The organism is Pectobacterium actinidiae (assembly GCF_000803315.1).
GTDB classification, from domain to species: domain Bacteria; phylum Pseudomonadota; class Gammaproteobacteria; order Enterobacterales; family Enterobacteriaceae; genus Pectobacterium; species Pectobacterium actinidiae.
On sequence record NZ_JRMH01000001.1, the window covers coordinates 3,265,387 to 3,280,654 of the forward strand.

A 15,268-nucleotide genomic window follows, 5' to 3' on the forward strand; every position below is an offset into this window, starting at 1 on the left:
TTGCACATCGGAGCCGAATTCGTCGGCTCCAGCGTGGAGGAGCTATGTCAGCATCGTCTTCTGATTTGCCCGTTTCTCATGAGCGGTTTGTCTCCGCAGACTGGCTTGCCAGCCACCTGAATGACAACAGCATTACGATCATCGACGCCCGTATGCTACCACCGGGCAACAGCAACCGTGATATTCATGCCGAATACCGCGCCGGTCATCTGCCTGGCGCGGTTTTTTTTGATATTGAAACGCTGTCCGATCACAGCACCGACTTGCCGCATATGATGCCAACGCGAGAGGACTTCGCACGCGCAATGGGTGAGCTGGGGATCGATGACCAGCAGCATCTGGTGATTTACGATGAAGGCAACCTCTTCTCCGCGCCGCGTGCGTGGTGGATGCTGCACACCTTCGGCGCGACATCCCTTTCAATCCTGAGCGGTGGTCTGGCAAGCTGGACAGCGCAGAACCTACCGCTGGAACAGGGCGATGTGGCACCTAAGCCAACCACGTTTCACGCCATGTTGGATGAAAGCGCGATTCGCTCCCGCGACGACGTGCTCTCCATCAGCCGGGATAAATCAGAACAGATTGTCGATGCCCGCCCTGCCCCGCGTTTTAATGCTGAGGTGGATGAGCCGCGACCCGGCCTGCATCGCGGCCATATTCCCAACAGTTTGAACGTACCGTGGACCGATTTAGTGAGCCATGGTGCGCTAAAACCCAATGCCGAACTGGCAACCATTCTTCACAAGCACGGCGTGGATTTCACCCGTCCCATCGTCGCCAGCTGCGGCTCCGGCGTAACGGCATCTGTCGTCGTGCTGGCGCTAACGCAGTTAAATGTCCCAAATGTGACGCTGTATGATGGTTCATGGAGCGACTGGGGTAGCCGCGATGATGTCCCGATTGCGCGTGATTAATCCCGCTCGGCATTTTACTGCCTGTTGGTCAGGAGCTGTGGGTGGATAATCGGCTGGCCTCCTTAATGCAGCACGGTCAGGTGCTGACGCGCGCGGAATACCGCGTGCTGGCTTTTATCGCCGAACACTCATCGCTGATAGGCAAAATCACGGTGCGGGAGCTGGCGCAGAAGACCTATGTTTCCACAGCAACCATCATGCGGTTATGCCAGAAAATCGGCTTTAGCGGCTACAGTGAATTCATTTATCACTGCAAAACACTGCTCACGGATAATCCGCGTCTGGTTCCCTCTCCCGTCGTTACGCCCAATGACGCGTCGCTTCCTGATGCTTTTCAGCATTTTATCGACAATTATCAGCGCACGTTTGCCTACATTAGCTATCAGGATAGAGCCGCGTTCAGCGCTATCCTGCGACAAGAAAGCCACTTCTTTCTGTACGGCGCGGGATTTTCCCATCTGTTTGCCGAATATTTGGCGAAGAAACTTCAGGTGCTGGGGAAAGATGCGTTCTCTTCTGGGTTAGGGGACAGTCGAGGTATTTTTCTCAATAACGCACCAAAATATCAGGTGTTTATCGCCATCTCTCGCAGTGGGGAAACCGAGCAGGTATTGGATAAGGCGCGCATCGCCAAAAACATTGGCATGAAGGTGATCGCGTTTACCCGTGCGTCGTTGAACTCGTTAGGCGAGTTAGCCGATTTGCACTTCCGGCTCTACGATGATGCGGTTCACTATGCGGCGGAAGCCGGTGAAATTAGCTCATTTGAATCGAATCTGGTGATGCTGATCGATTTACTGCTGTTGCAGGCAACAGCGGAAAAATCGTAATCCGCCGTTGCTTGTATCAATTTACATACCCTATATACCCTAAATAATTCGAGTTGCGTGACAAAACGCTAGCGTTTTGAACAACGCCAAAGCGTTGACCCTTTAGGGCAAGGCCCATTTATGAGCCTTGTAACGCGGCAACCGCACGACAAATCGGTCTAAAACCGATTTGAACAGCGCTAGCGCTGGCCCGAAGGGTGAACCTCATAAAATGAGGTTCATTAATCCCCAGGAGCTTACACAGGTAAGTGACTGGGGTGAGTAAGGACAAATCGGCCTCGCCGATTTGAACGCCGCTTGCGGCGGCCCTTCAGGGCGAGGCTAAGGATGAGCCGAGTATTGCCAACGCACAAGCAGCTTGAAGTATGACGGGTATCAGGCGTTGCCGGTAGCCTTAAACTCCCTCAGGAAACTCCCCCACTTGCGCTCGTAAAACGGCGTAGTGTGCTTAATCATGTAGTGGCTAATGCCCGGTTCGCCTTCTTTCACCAGACACAGATCGACAGGGCGTTCGTCCGGTAACGTATCGCTGGCGACGCTGCCTGCTTCACGGATGATGGTTTCTTCATCCTGATCGGCATCAATCCCAATCAATAGATGCGGCTGTTCTTCTCCCGGCTCCTGAATCTGCGCCAGAAACGCCCGTTTTACATGACGATGCTTGGTAAACAGCTGCGTCAGGGAGTCGATCATCTGTGCTGGCATCTCGGCTGGCTGGCTCAGCATGACCTGCATATCTTCTTCAACAACACGCTGCTGAACAAAACCATTACCTTCGCCAGACAGAATATGTTCAATTTCCTGTGGCAAAAACTCTTTGCCATACGGCAGTTTAGGATTGAGGAACAGCGTGACGCCCTGTGTCATTTCAAACAGTGAACGCGTCGGCAGGGCCAGAAAAGACGCTTCTTCCGTAATCACGCTCTGTAAGGCTTCCAGAGAAGAGAAGAAGGGAATCGCGGATGAGCCATCGTCTTTTTCCCAGTGCTGAATGTTCACATTACTGCCCGCATGCAGCACCACCTCACCGGATTCATCCCCGTCATCGGTAGTGCCCAGCACAAACACCGTGGCTTCCATCAGTTCACTGAAAAACTCAGGACGATGTGCAGGTTCCGTGGCAGCCAGAATCAGCACTTCTTCCAGTTTATTACGTGGCGAAAACTCCATACTTTCCTCAACATGATTACGTTAAAAAAACCGACGCTTTAAGGCCTGAATCGACTACTTGGCGTTGCTCAGCAAGAGATTCGCCAGCGTGCGCACGCCGAGTCCCGTTGCGCCTGTCGCCCACTGATCCACCGCGCCTTTACGGTACGTCGCGGAACAGTCGATGTGCAGCCAGCCCTGCTGGTAATTTTTCACAAAGTGCGACAGGAAGGCCGCCGCCGTGCTGGCACCCGCAGTATGCGCACCACTGGCAATATTGTTCAGATCGGCAAAGCTGGACGGTAGATGGCTGCGGTGGAACTCTTCCAGCGGCAAACGCCAGAACGGTTCGTTTTCTTCTTTCGCACTTTCCTGCAATGCCGCCACCAGCTCATCATCAAAGCTGAACAGCGCGTGGTAATCGTTACCCAGCGCCATTTTCGCTGCGCCCGTCAACGTTGCACAGTCGATGATCCACTGTGGATTCTGCTCGGAAGCATCAATCAGGCCATCCGCCAGTACCAAACGCCCTTCCGCGTCGGTGTTCATGACTTCAACCGTTTTACCGTTGCGGTAGCGAATGATGTCGCCCAGTCGGAACGCATTGCCGCTCACCATGTTGTCCGCACAGCACAGGTACAGCTTCACGCGCTGTTGCAAACCACGCGCCGCTGCCAGCGCCAGTGCGCCCGTCAGGGTGGCCGCACCGCCCATGTCCGATTTCATGGAATCCATAGAGCCGCTGGGTTTCAGGCTATAGCCGCCGGTATCAAACGTAATACCTTTACCTACCAGACAAGCGAATACCGGTGCATCCGGGTTACCCGTCGGGTTATAGTCCAGCGCCAGCAGCACTGGCTGACGTTCAGAACCGCGACCGACCGTGTGCAGACCGGCATAATTTTGCTCACGCAGGTCTTCACCTTTGGTGATGCGGTAGCTGATAGCATCACACGCGACATCACACAGCAGGTCGACCGCACGGGTCGCCAACTGCTCTGGCCCCAGATCTTCAGCAGGCAGGTTGATGGTGTCACGTACCCAGTCCACAATTTTCAGTCGGTCATTAAATTCTTTCTGGTCAGCGTCATTCAGTTCTGCCCATTCAACCGTTCTTTGCCCTTTCGGCCCGCGATACCCTTGCCAAAATGCCCAGCTGTTTGCCAGATCCCAACCTTCACCGGCTAATTTAACGTGTTTAATCCCCTGCCCGTCGATCTTGCGGGCAGCACACTGGATCGTTGCCAGTGCTGCTTTACCATTCAGTGGCGCTCCTGCATGAATGGTAAAACCCTGCTCATTCACACTCAGCGTCGCTTTTTCTCCCCAGCGCGCATCAGCAGGTTCAGTGGAGAGTGAAATCAGCATGGTAGTGTTCGTCATAGTGCTTCTCCGATAATAGGTATTCCTGCCACTTTTCATGTTTGCAGGTGATGTTCATAGTTGCAGACGTTCTGCTTATCAATGCGTGTTTATAAACGCTTCGCTTATAAACACTCGGTTTGCAGATAAATAAACGGTGCATCATGACATGCAAATGTTACGAATTTTGGCACGGCCACCCAAGGCCGCCCCGTCATGTTGCTATTCTGCTTCATCTAACCAGACCAGCAGGATCGCTTCCAGAATTTTTTCATTGGAGGCATCCGGCCGATCGTCAAACTCATCTAACTCGCAGATCCACTGGTGCATGTCCGTGAAACGCACAGTTTTCGGATCGAGATCGGGAAACTGATCGTAAAGCGCTTCACCGATAGCTCGACTGTCTGTCCATTTTAATCCCATCGTGATTTCTCCCTCTTCGGATCAATGCTCACGCGCATGGTTGATCGTATAACGAGGGATCTCGACAACCAGATCGTCCCCGGCGATACGCGCCTGACAGCCCAGACGGCTTTCCGGCTCCAGCCCCCAGGCTTTATCCAGCATGTCGTCTTCGTCTTCCGTACTTTCCACCAGCGAGTCAAAGCCTTCGCGCACGATGCAGTGACAGGTGGTACAAGCACAAGATTTCTCGCAAGCGTGCTCAACGTCAATACCGTTACGCAGGGCGACTTCCAAAATGCTTTCACCGCGTTCCGCTTCCAAAACCGCGCCTTCAGGACACAGATCCTGATGCGGTAAAAATACTATCTTAGGCATGTTACACCTCATCCACAGAATGGCCTGCCAGCGCGCGACGGATAGAGGCATCCATGCGACGAGCGGCGAATTCCTGGGTTTGTTGATCGACTGTTTTAATCGCGGCTTCAATTGCCACGGGATCGCTTCCCTGCATCATCGTATGCAGGTGTTCGGATGCCGCGACAATCACGCCTTTTTCGTCATGGCTCAATAATTCTGCGTCAGCCACCAGCGCACTTTGTAAGCTTTCCAGCACGCGTGCCGCTTCCACTTTCTGCTCTGCCAAACGACGCGCGCCGATATCTTCCTTCGCATTCAGCATCGAATCGGTGATCATCGTGGCAATTTCAGTATCGCTCAAACCGTATGACGGTTTAACCTGAATGGATGCCTCAACGCCCGTTGATTTTTCCATCGCCGTGACGCTCAGCAGGCCATCTGCATCAACCTGAAAGGTCACACGAATGTGAGCCCCACCAGCAGGTAGCGGCGGCAGACCGCGCAGTGAGAAGCGCGCAAGCGAGCGGCAATCCGTCACCATTTCGCGTTCACCTTGCAAGACGTGGATCATCATGCCGCTCTGGCCGTCTTTGAACGTGGTAAATTCCTGTGCGCGGGCAACCGGGATCGTGGTATTGCGCGGAATGATTTTTTCCACCAGCCCGCCCATCGTCTCCAGCCCCAGCGACAAGGGGATCACATCCAGCAGCAGCATTTCGCTGTCTGGCTTGTTGCCCACCAGAATATCCGCCTGAATCGCCGCACCGATAGCCACAACCTTGTCTGGATCGATCGACGTCAGCGGCGTGCGGCCAAAAAATGTCCCCACCTGCTCACGCACCAGTGGAACACGCGTCGATCCGCCCACCATCACGACTTCCAGCACGTTTTCTGCCGTCAGCCCCGCGTCTTTCAGCGTACGACGGCAGGACAACAGCGTGCGTTTCACCAGCGGAGCAATCAGCGCATCAAGCTGTTCACGGGTGATATCGCCCTGCCAACCCGCGACATCCACACGCACCGACTCAGCGCTGCTGAGTGAAACTTTAGCCTTCACCGCCGCGTGGCGAAAAGCATGATCCAACTGGCGATTGTCACGATCGTGAATACCCGCCTGCTCACGCAGCCACTCTGCCAGCAGATGATCGAAATCATCACCACCCAATGCAGAATCGCCGCCCGTCGCCAGCACTTCAAAAACGCCACGGCTCAGGCGAAGAATGGAAATATCAAAGGTACCGCCGCCCAGATCGTAAATGGCAATCACACCTTCTTTACCGGAATCCAGCCCGTAGGCAATCGCGGCCGCAGTCGGTTCGTTCAGTAGGCGCAAAACGTGTAGCCCAGCAAGACGTGCCGCGTCTTTGGTGCCCTGACGCTGTGCGTCATCGAAATAAGCGGGAACGGTAATCACCACGCCATCGGGCACGCCGCCTAACGCTGCTTCCGCACGCGTAGCTAGCGCGGACAAAATATCCGCCGACACCTGTACAGGATTGAGGTTGCCAGCCGACGTCTGAATCAGCGGCAGGCCGTTATCGCTGGCATGAAAGCGATAGGGTAAATGCGGGTAACGCTGCTGAATATCGTCCAGAGAACGCCCCATCAGGCGTTTAACTGAACTGACGGTATTTTCCAAATCGTGGGCAGCAGTGTCGCGCGCGTGCCAGCCGACGCTGTGCCCATCGTGACGATAGTGAACAACCGACGGCAGCAGGTCGCGTCCGTCGCTATCCGTTAGCGTCTGAGCTTCGCCGCTACGTACGGTAGCAACAAGAGAATGGGTAGTGCCTAAATCAATACCGACAGCCAGACGGCGCTGGTGAGGTGCGGCGCTAAGGCCAGGTTCACTAATTTGTAATAAGGCCATATTGAGCTTCCATCAATTGGCTGGCGAAAAAACCGTTATGGTAATCACCATCGAGTTTTCCGCCGAATTAACCCGTTTATCTGTCCAGCAATTTTTCTTCGAGTTCTTCAACCTGTTGCTGGAGCTTGTCTAAAAAGCGTAGCTTGCGCACGGTATCCGCGGCGTCTGCCCACGTCTCATTATCGAGTTCATCACGCATGTGAGAACGGCGCTTAACGATCGTTGCCTGCAACCGCTCAGCGAAGGCCGTCAGCGCCTCGTCGGCATCAGAAAGCTGCGAGATCGCCTCCAGCTCTTCGCGCCGTTCCAGCTGTTCCATCAGGAATGCCGTGTCCTTCATCGTATGCTGTTCGTTGTTCACATCAAAACCGTGCAGCGACAACATATACTCCGCGCGTTTCAACGGATGCTTGAGCGCCTGATAGGCGTTATTGATCGTCGCTGCCTGCTGTACCGCCAGCATGCGCTCGCGCTCTGGGCTGGCAGCATAACGGTCAGGATGGAACTGCCGTTGCAAATCCTGAAAACGAGATGCAAGCAGACCGCCATCCACATCATAGCGAATGGGCAACCCGAATAACGTAAAGTAATCCATAGTGGTACTCTGGGAGTTCTGGGTAGCAGCGCAAGCCATTAATCAATCGCACGCTCACTACCCAAGAGGGGTCAGACGTTGAAACTTTCGCCGCAACCACATTCGCCGGAAATGTTCGGATTATTGAACTTAAAGCCTTCGTTCAGCCCTTCTTTGACGAAATCCAACTCGGTTCCGTCAAGATAGACCAGACTTTTGCCGTCCACGATGACTTTGACGCCTTTGTCTTCAAAGACCGTATCACCGTCGTTCAAATCATCAACAAACTCCAGCACATACGCCATACCGGAACAGCCGGACGTCCGTACGCCAAGACGCAATCCAAGGCCTTTGCCCCGGTTTGCGATGAAAGCGCTCACGCGTTGTGCCGCACTTTCGCTCAAAGAAATCGACATACTGTTACCTCGATCGTTCGCCACCTCGACCGGAATCAGGCACCGAGAGAAACGGTGCCCCGACGAGTTCAGCCGCAGAGATTACTGCGCGTCGCGTTTACTTTTGTAATCCGCAATCGCTGCCTTGATAGCGTCTTCCGCCAAAATGGAGCAGTGAATCTTCACTGGCGGTAGCTCAAGCTCTTCGGCAATCTGCGTGTTCTTAATCGCTTCAGCTTCATTCAGCGATTTGCCTTTTACCCACTCGGTGACCAGCGAGCTGGAGGCAATGGCAGAACCACAACCGTATGTCTTGAAGCGGGCATCTTCGATGATACCCTCATTGTTGACTTTTATCTGCAACTTCATCACATCGCCGCACGCTGGCGCGCCGACCATGCCGCTGCCGATAGAAGGATCGGCGTTGTCGAATGAACCCACATTGCGTGGATTTTCATAGTGATCAATTACTTTTTCGCTGTAAGCCATGATAGTCGTCCCCGCTCTGGTGAATTAATGATGCGCCCACTCGATGCTGCTGATATCCACGCCCTGCTTGAACATTTCCCACAGCGGAGAAAGATCGCGCAGACGACCGATAGATTTACGTACCAGCTCGATGGTGTAGTCGATCTCTTCTTCGGTGGTAAAACGCCCCAGCGAGAAACGGATCGAGCTATGTGCCAGCTCATCATTCATGCCCAGCGCGCGTAGCACGTAGGAGGGCTCCAGACTGGCCGACGTACAGGCAGAACCGGACGATACCGCCAGATCCTTGAGCGCCATAATCAGCGATTCACCTTCAACATAGTTGAAGCTGACGTTCAGGATGTTAGGCACGCCCTGTTCAATATCACCATTCAGGTAGACTTCTTCAATATCATTAATACCGTTCCACAGACGATCGCGCAGCGCACGCAGGCGATCCATTTCTGCGGTCATCTCTTCTTTTGCGATGCGGTAGGCTTCGCCCATGCCGACAATTTGGTGCACAGGCAGAGTGCCAGAACGCATACCGCGCTCATGGCCGCCGCCGTGCATCTGCGCTTCGAGACGAATACGGGGTTTACGACGAACATACAGTGCCCCGATTCCCTTCGGCCCATAGATTTTATGGCCGGAGAAAGACATCAGATCCACTTTTAACTGGTTGAGATCGATAGGCAGCTTGCCTACGCTCTGCGTGGCATCGACATGGAACACGATGCCCCGGCTACGGCACATGTCACCGATAGCAGCGATATCCTGCACAACGCCGATTTCATTATTGACGTGCATGATGGAAACCAGAATGGTGTCCTCACGCATTGCCGCTTCGAGTTCAGCCAGATCGATAATGCCGTTACGCTGCGGGGCCAGATAAGTCACCTCAAAGCCTTCGCGTTCAAGCTGACGACAGGTATCCAGCACGGCTTTGTGTTCGGTCTTACTGGTGATGATGTGCTTGCCCTTCTTCTGATAGAAGTTGGCAACACCTTTAATTGCGAGGTTATCGGCTTCGGTCGCGCCTGACGTGAAAACGATCTCACGCGGGTCGGCACCGACCAGTTCAGCAATTTGGTTACGGGCGATATCAACCGCCTCTTCCGCCTGCCAGCCAAAACGGTGGGAACGGGAAGCCGGATTACCGAACGTACCGTCCAACGTCAAACATTGCATCATTTTCTCAGCGACGCGCGGGTCAACCGGCGTAGTAGCTGAGTAGTCGAGATAGATAGGTAACTTCATTGCTCATAAACTCCGTACATCACTTCAAAACGTACAATGCGTTTTGTTTTATTGACAGGCTGTTTATACCCGCAGCCTCTCGGGCCAATGCAAAAAATCTGACGATGTTATCGTTGGAACAATTTATCGTCAGAACACGCCGTGATAGTCGGACTAACGCCAACGCCACATTGGGTAATGTGGTCAGGATTATGCGGCTATCGGAAAGGCAAAACGTGACGAGCAAGGGTGCTAGTCACGTTGAAGGTGTATCAGGCGCGCAGGTTAACGTTAATCGTTTCCTGGATACGTCCATTGGCGGTGCGGCGCGTGTCAGCATCCTGACGATCCGCCACATCCAGCACTTCCTTATTGTTCACCAGCTCATCCAGCGTGATGTTATTCAGGAAGTCGGTAATACGGTCACTCAGATCGCGCCACAGCGTGTGAGTCAGGCAGCGATCGCCACCCTGGCAGCCTTCGCGGCCCTGGCAGCGCGTTGCATCAACAGATTCATCGACGGCCGAAATGACCATACCAACAGCGATTTCATTCGCATTTTTACCCAGCAGGTAACCGCCGCCTGGGCCACGAACGCTGGCAACCAGTCCGTTCTTGCGCAGGCGCGAAAACAGCTGCTCCAGGTAAGACAGTGAAATACCCTGGCGTTCAGAAATATCCGCCAATGGAACGGGTCCTTCCTGGGAGTGCAGAGCCACATCGAGCATGGCGGTAACGGCGTAACGGCCTTTGGATGTCAGTCTCATGATAGTGGTACCTGTAGATAAAACATGTATTATGAAAACATGTATTGGCAGAACATACCGCGAGTCTGACATTCCTGAGTGTTTTAGTCAACTATTTAACCGAGTAAAACACTCAAGTATTATTCGTCGTGTGTTTTTTGTACCGAGCTCAGTATCCCACGCAAGATATTCAGTTCCTGACTTTCAGGCCTGGCGCGGGTAAACAGGCGGCGCAGTTTGTTCATCACCTGCCCTTGATGTGCCGGTCGGATAAATCCGGTTTGCAGCAGCGTCTGTTCAAGATGCTGATAAAACCGCTCCAGATCGTCGACCAGCGGGTACGGCGACTCTTCGTGTTCCGGCTGCCCAGCTTGTAAGCGATCCAAATGCGCGATGCGCACTTCATACGCAATGATCTGTACCGCCATCGCCAGATTGAGCGAGCTGTATTCCGGGTTCGCAGGAATCGCCACGTGATAATGGCATTTCTGAAGCTCTTCATTCGTCAGCCCCACGCGTTCACGCCCAAACACCAGCGCGACCGGCGCGTGTTCCGCTTCCTGCGCGCTACGAACGCCGCACTCACGCGGTTCCAGCATCGGCCAGGGTAAGGTTCGAGAACGTGCGCTGGTGCCAACGACCAGACCACATCCTTCGAGCGCCTGATCGAACGAATCCACAATGGTGGCATTGCCGATAACATCGCTGGCGCCTGCCGCCAACGCAATTGCCTGCGAATCAGGCTTCACCAATGGGTTGACCAAATAAAGTTTGCTTAATCCCATGGTTTTCATCGCCCTGGCCACTGACCCCATATTGCCAGTGTGCGACGTTTCAACCAGAACAATGCGAATATTGTCTAACATATGTACTCTATTGTGCGAAAGGAAGTCGTGCGAAAAGGAAACCGCCGTACTCTAACACAAACTTCGCTATTTGACTTTTCTCCTGCTATACTCTGCGCCGCTTTCCGTTCTTTAACATTCCAGTGGACCGATACCATGCATCCGATGCTCAACATCGCTATACGCGCTGCGCGTAAAGCCGGTAATTTAATTGCCAAAAACTATGAAACGCCAGACGCCGTCGAAGCTAGCCAGAAAGGCAGCAACGATTTTGTGACCAACGTTGATCGGGATGCAGAACGTCTGATCGTTGAAGTCATCCGTAAGTCTTACCCACAGCACACCATTATTGGTGAAGAATGTGGCGAGCTGGTTGGCGAAGATCCGGCAGTACAATGGGTTATCGATCCTCTGGATGGCACCACCAACTTCATCAAACGTTTACCTCACTTCGCTGTTTCTATCGCGGTCCGCATTAAAGGCCGTACCGAAGTTGCTGTCGTTTACGATCCTATGCGTAATGAACTGTTTACCGCGACTCGTGGTCAAGGCGCACAGCTGAACGGCTACCGCCTGCGCAGCAGCACTGCCCGCGATCTGGAAGGCACCGTACTGGCAACAGGTTTCCCTTTCAAATTAAAACAACACAGCAAAAGCTATATCAACGTCATCGGTGCGCTGTTCACCCACTGTGCGGATTTCCGCCGTACGGGTTCTGCTGCACTGGATCTGGCCTATGTGGCCGCGGGTCGCGTTGACGGTTTCTTTGAAATCGGCCTGAAGCCATGGGATTTTGCCGGTGGCGAACTGCTGGTACGTGAAGCTGGCGGGATCGTGACGGACTTCGTTGGCGGCCATAACTATCTGACATCCGGCAATCTGGTTGCAGGTAACCCGCGCGTGGTGAAATCCATTCTGGGCACCATCCGTGAAGAACTGAGCGACGCACTGAAACGCTAATTCCGACCCACTCTGGCCCAATAAAACGAAATTGGGCCAGAGTTGTTATTTTTCTTTACATATGAATCCTGTATACGCATTGTTTATCCTTATACGATAATAATTATCAAACTCATTACACTGATAAATTGTGAATTAGGATCGCCACCATGTTAAGAAAATCAGTAAGATCACTCTTTCTGACCGCACTCCTCACCACTCCGCTTTTCAGCTACGCTACCCAATATCCTCTTACTGTCACCGATTTCGACGGAAGAAGTGTTACCATTAAACAAGAGCCACAGCGCATCATTCTGCAAGATGGGCGCGATATTATGACGATGGCATTGCTTGACCGCGATAATCCCTTTCAGCGTCTGGTCGCCTGGAACAATCTGGCGAAAAAACAGGACACCGCAACCTGGGATATGCTGAAAGGAAAATGGCCTCAGTCCGTTGGCATTCTGGATATGGGCTTCAGTGACAAAGGCAACGTCGATCTGGAAAGCGTACTGTCAAAACAGCCGGATCTGATGATTGCCCAGCTGCGAGCAAAAGCAGCACTGAAGGAAAGCGGTGTGATCGACAAGCTCAGCGCGCTGAATATTCCCGTGCTGTTCGTCGATTATGAAGTGAATCCGGCTAAAGATACCGCTCCCAGCGTCGACCTGTTAGGAAAAGTTCTGAACCGTGAAGCCAATGCCAAAGCGTATACCGATTTCTATCGTCAACACTTCGATGCTATTCAGCAGAAAACCGCTGCAATCACCCCGAAACCTAACGTCTTTATTGAACCGATTGCTGGCAACTCAGACTCCTGCTGCTTCACACACAGCAACAGCGGCTGGGGCGGATTGATTGAAGCGGTCGGCGCGAAAAATATTGGTTCGGATTTACTGCCGGGCGCCTCAGGCTTTGTCTCGCTGGAAAAAATTATCAGCATGAAACCTGACGTCTACATTATGACAGGCTCTAAGCGTGGTAACAGTCAGGTACTGCCGTTAGGCTATGGCGCCAGCATAGAAGACGTTCGTAATCAGGCCACTACGTTGCTAAACCGCACTGGCATCAGCCAAATTCCGGCGGTTCAGGCGAAACACGTTTACGGCGTTTACCACCATTTCTACAACCATCCTTACAACATTGTTGGTATGGAATATCTGGCAAAGGACATTTATCCTCAGGCGTTTTCCAGCCTGAATCCTGATGACACGTATCACCATATCATTCAGAATTTTACCTCGCTGCCTGACAGTGACTTTATCTTTGCCTGGAAACAAGGTGAGTAATTTTTCATGAGTACAACCACTGAACCGGGTATCCGCAATACTGCCGCGGATGCCAACACCATTATGGACAACTATCGCGGCATTATTCGACGCCGCGTGGGTGTTATGGCGATACTGCTGTTGATCATCATCGGCTCGTTGTTGCTGGATTTCACGATGGGGCCTTCAGGGCTGACGCTTGATGTGCTTTGGCAGACGCTGACCGATCCGGCCAGCGCTGATGCCGGTACACGCGTGATCGTCTGGGATATTCGTCTGCCTTACGCGCTGATGGCTATCGTGGTCGGGCTGGCGCTTGGTCTGGCCGGTGCAGAAATGCAAACGATCCTGAACAACCCGCTGGCCAGTCCGTTTACACTCGGCGTTTCTTCCGCCGCCGCATTCGGTGCCGCGCTGGCTATCGTCCTCGGTATCGGCATCCCCGGTATCCCGGCTCAGTGGTTTATCTCCGCAAACGCCTTTATCTTTGCGCTGCTGGCAGCGTTACTGCTTGATGGTATTACGCGCTGGACGCAGGTCGCGACCTCCGGCGTCGTGCTGTTCGGTATCGCGCTGGTGTTCACCTTCAACGCGCTGGTTTCCATGCTCCAGTTCATCGCCAACGAAGACACGCTGCAAGGTCTGGTGTTCTGGACGATGGGCAGCCTGGCCCGCGCCTCGTGGGAAAAATTAGGCATCCTACTGTTGGTGCTGGCTATCGTGATGCCCATTTCATTGATGAGCTCATGGAAGCTGACCGCGCTGCGGTTGGGTGAAGATCGCGCGGTGAGTTTTGGCATTAACGTCCGCCGCCTGCGTTTGGCGACGCTGCTGCGCATCAGTATTTTGTCCGCCATTTCGGTCGCGTTTGTTGGCCCCATTGGCTTTATCGGTCTGGTTGCTCCGCATATCGCACGTATGATTTTCGGTGAAGACCACCGCTTCTATCTGCCGGCCAGTGCGTTAACTGGCGCGCTGGTGCTGTCGATGGCATCCGTTGCCTCGAAAAACCTCATCCCCGGCGTCATTATCCCGGTCGGGATCGTCACATCACTGGTTGGCGTCCCCTTCTTCCTGAGTATTATCCTGCGCCACAGAGGAAACGTATGAACCAGCAAACCTTTTCTGGATTACGCCTTTCCCACTTTCGCGCCGGTTACCCCAAGCGTCAGGTGATCAGTGATCTGTCCGTCCCGCAGTTGCCGCGCGGAAAAATTACCGTGCTGCTCGGTCCCAACGGCAGCGGTAAATCCACGCTGTTGCGGGCAATGGCAGGTCTGAATGCTTCCGAAGGCGAGCTGTGGTTGGATGACACCAACCTGATGGCGTTACCTTTTGCGCAGCGGGCGGAAAAAGTCGTTTATTTGCCGCAATCCCTGCCTGCGGGCGTTCACCTGCACGTGCTGGAATCGATTATCGTCGCACAGCGCGCGTCCGGCGGCATGCACAGCGCCGAAAAGCAGGATGAAGTGATGGGCCTGCTGCGTCAGTTAGGCATTGAACATCTGGCGTTGAGCTATCTCGATCAGCTCTCCGGCGGACAGAAACAGCTGGTTGGGCTGGCGCAATCGCTGATCCGTCAACCTTCGCTACTCCTGCTGGACGAACCGCTTAGCGCACTGGATTTGAACTATCAGTTCCACGTGATGGATTTGGTACGCAAGGAAACGCGCAAGCGCAACATCATCACCGTCGTGGTAGTGCATGACATCAATATCGCGCTACGTCATGGCGACCATGTATTGATGCTGCAAAACGGTAATTTGATTGCCAATGGCGCACCGGCCGAGGTGATTAGCCCTGAAAGCCTGTCAGCAGTCTATGGCGTACGTGGACGCATCGAGCGCTGTTCGCAGGGTGTGCCGCAGGTGATTATCGACGGGCTGGTCAGCGAACCGACCATCTAA

The 15,268-nt window shown here is 53.5% G+C and carries 17 protein-coding genes; 6 read left to right on the plus strand and 11 right to left on the minus strand.

Going from position 1 to position 15,268, the window contains the following annotated elements; translation table 11 throughout:
* Nucleotides 1-44: 44 nt before the first annotated feature.
* Together sseA and KKH3_RS14015 are read left to right on the plus strand one after the other, a co-directional pair.
* The gene (gene sseA, locus KKH3_RS14010; RefSeq protein ID WP_039360688.1) at nt 45-914 is read left to right on the plus strand and encodes a 3-mercaptopyruvate sulfurtransferase; all 870 of its coding nucleotides are present in this window, start codon (nt 45-47) and stop codon (nt 912-914) included.
* Nucleotides 915-955: 41 nt separating this feature from the next.
* The gene (locus KKH3_RS14015) at nt 956-1,744 is read left to right on the plus strand and encodes a MurR/RpiR family transcriptional regulator (protein WP_039360691.1); all 789 of its coding nucleotides are present in this window, start codon (nt 956-958) and stop codon (nt 1,742-1,744) included.
* 375 nt (nt 1,745-2,119) lie between these two features.
* On the opposite strand, the gene sseB is transcribed toward KKH3_RS14015, so the two are convergent.
* The 11 genes from sseB to trmJ all read right to left on the minus strand — a co-directional run bounded on the left by sseB (nt 2,120) and on the right by trmJ (nt 11,175).
* On the minus strand, nt 2,120-2,914 hold the full coding sequence (gene sseB, locus KKH3_RS14020; RefSeq protein ID WP_039360692.1) for an enhanced serine sensitivity protein SseB: 795 nt from the start codon (nt 2,912-2,914) through the stop codon (nt 2,120-2,122).
* Between the two features lie 54 nt (nt 2,915-2,968).
* Nucleotides 2,969-4,276, minus strand: coding sequence for an aminopeptidase PepB (gene pepB / locus KKH3_RS14025; protein WP_039360694.1), 1,308 nt, complete (start codon nt 4,274-4,276; stop codon nt 2,969-2,971).
* 201 nt (nt 4,277-4,477) lie between these two features.
* A complete protein-coding gene (iscX, locus tag KKH3_RS14030) occupies nt 4,478-4,678 on the minus strand; it encodes a Fe-S cluster assembly protein IscX (RefSeq protein WP_010280073.1) in 201 nt (66 codons plus the stop codon).
* A gap of 21 nt (nt 4,679-4,699) precedes the next feature.
* Nucleotides 4,700-5,035, minus strand: a complete 336-nt coding sequence (fdx, locus tag KKH3_RS14035) for an ISC system 2Fe-2S type ferredoxin (RefSeq protein WP_039360696.1) — start codon at nt 5,033-5,035, stop codon at nt 4,700-4,702.
* A gap of 1 nt (nt 5,036) precedes the next feature.
* Nucleotides 5,037-6,887 (minus strand): Fe-S protein assembly chaperone HscA, encoded by a 1,851-nt coding sequence (gene hscA, locus KKH3_RS14040; protein ID WP_039360698.1) that lies wholly within the window; start codon nt 6,885-6,887, stop codon nt 5,037-5,039.
* Between the two features lie 76 nt (nt 6,888-6,963).
* Nucleotides 6,964-7,482 (minus strand): co-chaperone HscB, encoded by a 519-nt coding sequence (gene hscB / locus KKH3_RS14045; RefSeq protein ID WP_039360700.1) that lies wholly within the window; start codon nt 7,480-7,482, stop codon nt 6,964-6,966.
* A 71-nt stretch (nt 7,483-7,553) separates the two neighbouring features.
* Nucleotides 7,554-7,877: an iron-sulfur cluster assembly protein IscA gene (gene iscA / locus KKH3_RS14050; RefSeq protein ID WP_010307854.1), complete on the minus strand. Its 324-nt coding sequence runs from the start codon at nt 7,875-7,877 to the stop codon at nt 7,554-7,556.
* Between the two features lie 81 nt (nt 7,878-7,958).
* Complete coding sequence (gene iscU, locus KKH3_RS14055) at nt 7,959-8,345, minus strand: Fe-S cluster assembly scaffold IscU (RefSeq protein ID WP_005970177.1); 387 nt, start codon at nt 8,343-8,345, stop codon at nt 7,959-7,961.
* Between the two features lie 24 nt (nt 8,346-8,369).
* Nucleotides 8,370-9,584, minus strand: a complete 1,215-nt coding sequence (locus KKH3_RS14060) for an IscS subfamily cysteine desulfurase (protein WP_039284484.1) — start codon at nt 9,582-9,584, stop codon at nt 8,370-8,372.
* 251 nt (nt 9,585-9,835) lie between these two features.
* Nucleotides 9,836-10,330 carry a Fe-S cluster assembly transcriptional regulator IscR gene (gene iscR, locus KKH3_RS14065; protein ID WP_010280087.1) on the minus strand — a complete coding sequence of 165 codons (495 nt, stop codon included), beginning with the start codon at nt 10,328-10,330 and terminating at the stop codon, nt 9,836-9,838.
* Between the two features lie 119 nt (nt 10,331-10,449).
* Nucleotides 10,450-11,175, minus strand: a complete 726-nt coding sequence (gene trmJ / locus KKH3_RS14070) for a tRNA (cytosine(32)/uridine(32)-2'-O)-methyltransferase TrmJ (protein ID WP_039360702.1) — start codon at nt 11,173-11,175, stop codon at nt 10,450-10,452.
* Nucleotides 11,176-11,310: 135 nt separating this feature from the next.
* Here trmJ and suhB point away from each other — a divergent pair, with 135 nt between their 5' ends.
* From suhB to KKH3_RS14090, 4 genes are all read left to right on the plus strand, one after another.
* A complete protein-coding gene (gene suhB, locus KKH3_RS14075; protein WP_039360703.1) occupies nt 11,311-12,114 on the plus strand; it encodes an inositol-1-monophosphatase in 804 nt (267 codons plus the stop codon).
* 149 nt (nt 12,115-12,263) lie between these two features.
* Nucleotides 12,264-13,382, plus strand: coding sequence for an ABC transporter substrate-binding protein (locus KKH3_RS14080; protein ID WP_039360705.1), 1,119 nt, complete (start codon nt 12,264-12,266; stop codon nt 13,380-13,382).
* Between the two features lie 105 nt (nt 13,383-13,487).
* On the plus strand, nt 13,488-14,471 hold the full coding sequence (locus KKH3_RS14085; protein ID WP_370586400.1) for a FecCD family ABC transporter permease: 984 nt from the start codon (nt 13,488-13,490) through the stop codon (nt 14,469-14,471).
* Nucleotides 14,468-15,268 (plus strand): ABC transporter ATP-binding protein, encoded by an 801-nt coding sequence (locus KKH3_RS14090; protein WP_039360709.1) that lies wholly within the window; start codon nt 14,468-14,470, stop codon nt 15,266-15,268. Before KKH3_RS14085 ends, KKH3_RS14090 begins: the two co-directional genes overlap by 4 nt.

Excerpts from the sequence above, each read along its gene's own strand:
- iscR (WP_010280087.1), bottom strand. The coding sequence starts at position 10,330 with ATGAGACTGACATCCAAAGGCCGTTACGCCGTTACCGCCATGCTCGAT.
- iscA (WP_010307854.1), bottom strand. The coding sequence starts at position 7,877 with ATGTCGATTTCTTTGAGCGAAAGTGCGGCACAACGCGTGAGCGCTTTC.
- iscX (WP_010280073.1), bottom strand. The coding sequence starts at position 4,678 with ATGGGATTAAAATGGACAGACAGTCGAGCTATCGGTGAAGCGCTTTAC.
- KKH3_RS14080 (WP_039360705.1), top strand. The coding sequence starts at position 12,264 with ATGTTAAGAAAATCAGTAAGATCACTCTTTCTGACCGCACTCCTCACC.
- fdx (WP_039360696.1), bottom strand. The coding sequence starts at position 5,035 with ATGCCTAAGATAGTATTTTTACCGCATCAGGATCTGTGTCCTGAAGGC.
- iscU (WP_005970177.1), bottom strand. The coding sequence starts at position 8,345 with ATGGCTTACAGCGAAAAAGTAATTGATCACTATGAAAATCCACGCAAT.
- KKH3_RS14060 (WP_039284484.1), bottom strand. The coding sequence starts at position 9,584 with ATGAAGTTACCTATCTATCTCGACTACTCAGCTACTACGCCGGTTGAC.
- suhB (WP_039360703.1), top strand. The coding sequence starts at position 11,311 with ATGCATCCGATGCTCAACATCGCTATACGCGCTGCGCGTAAAGCCGGT.
- hscA (WP_039360698.1), bottom strand. The coding sequence starts at position 6,887 with ATGGCCTTATTACAAATTAGTGAACCTGGCCTTAGCGCCGCACCTCAC.
- KKH3_RS14090 (WP_039360709.1), top strand. The coding sequence starts at position 14,468 with ATGAACCAGCAAACCTTTTCTGGATTACGCCTTTCCCACTTTCGCGCC.
- pepB (WP_039360694.1), bottom strand. The coding sequence starts at position 4,276 with ATGACGAACACTACCATGCTGATTTCACTCTCCACTGAACCTGCTGAT.
- sseA (WP_039360688.1), top strand. The coding sequence starts at position 45 with ATGTCAGCATCGTCTTCTGATTTGCCCGTTTCTCATGAGCGGTTTGTC.
- sseB (WP_039360692.1), bottom strand. The coding sequence starts at position 2,914 with ATGGAGTTTTCGCCACGTAATAAACTGGAAGAAGTGCTGATTCTGGCT.
- trmJ (WP_039360702.1), bottom strand. The coding sequence starts at position 11,175 with ATGTTAGACAATATTCGCATTGTTCTGGTTGAAACGTCGCACACTGGC.
- hscB (WP_039360700.1), bottom strand. The coding sequence starts at position 7,482 with ATGGATTACTTTACGTTATTCGGGTTGCCCATTCGCTATGATGTGGAT.
- KKH3_RS14085 (WP_370586400.1), top strand. The coding sequence starts at position 13,488 with ATGGCGATACTGCTGTTGATCATCATCGGCTCGTTGTTGCTGGATTTC.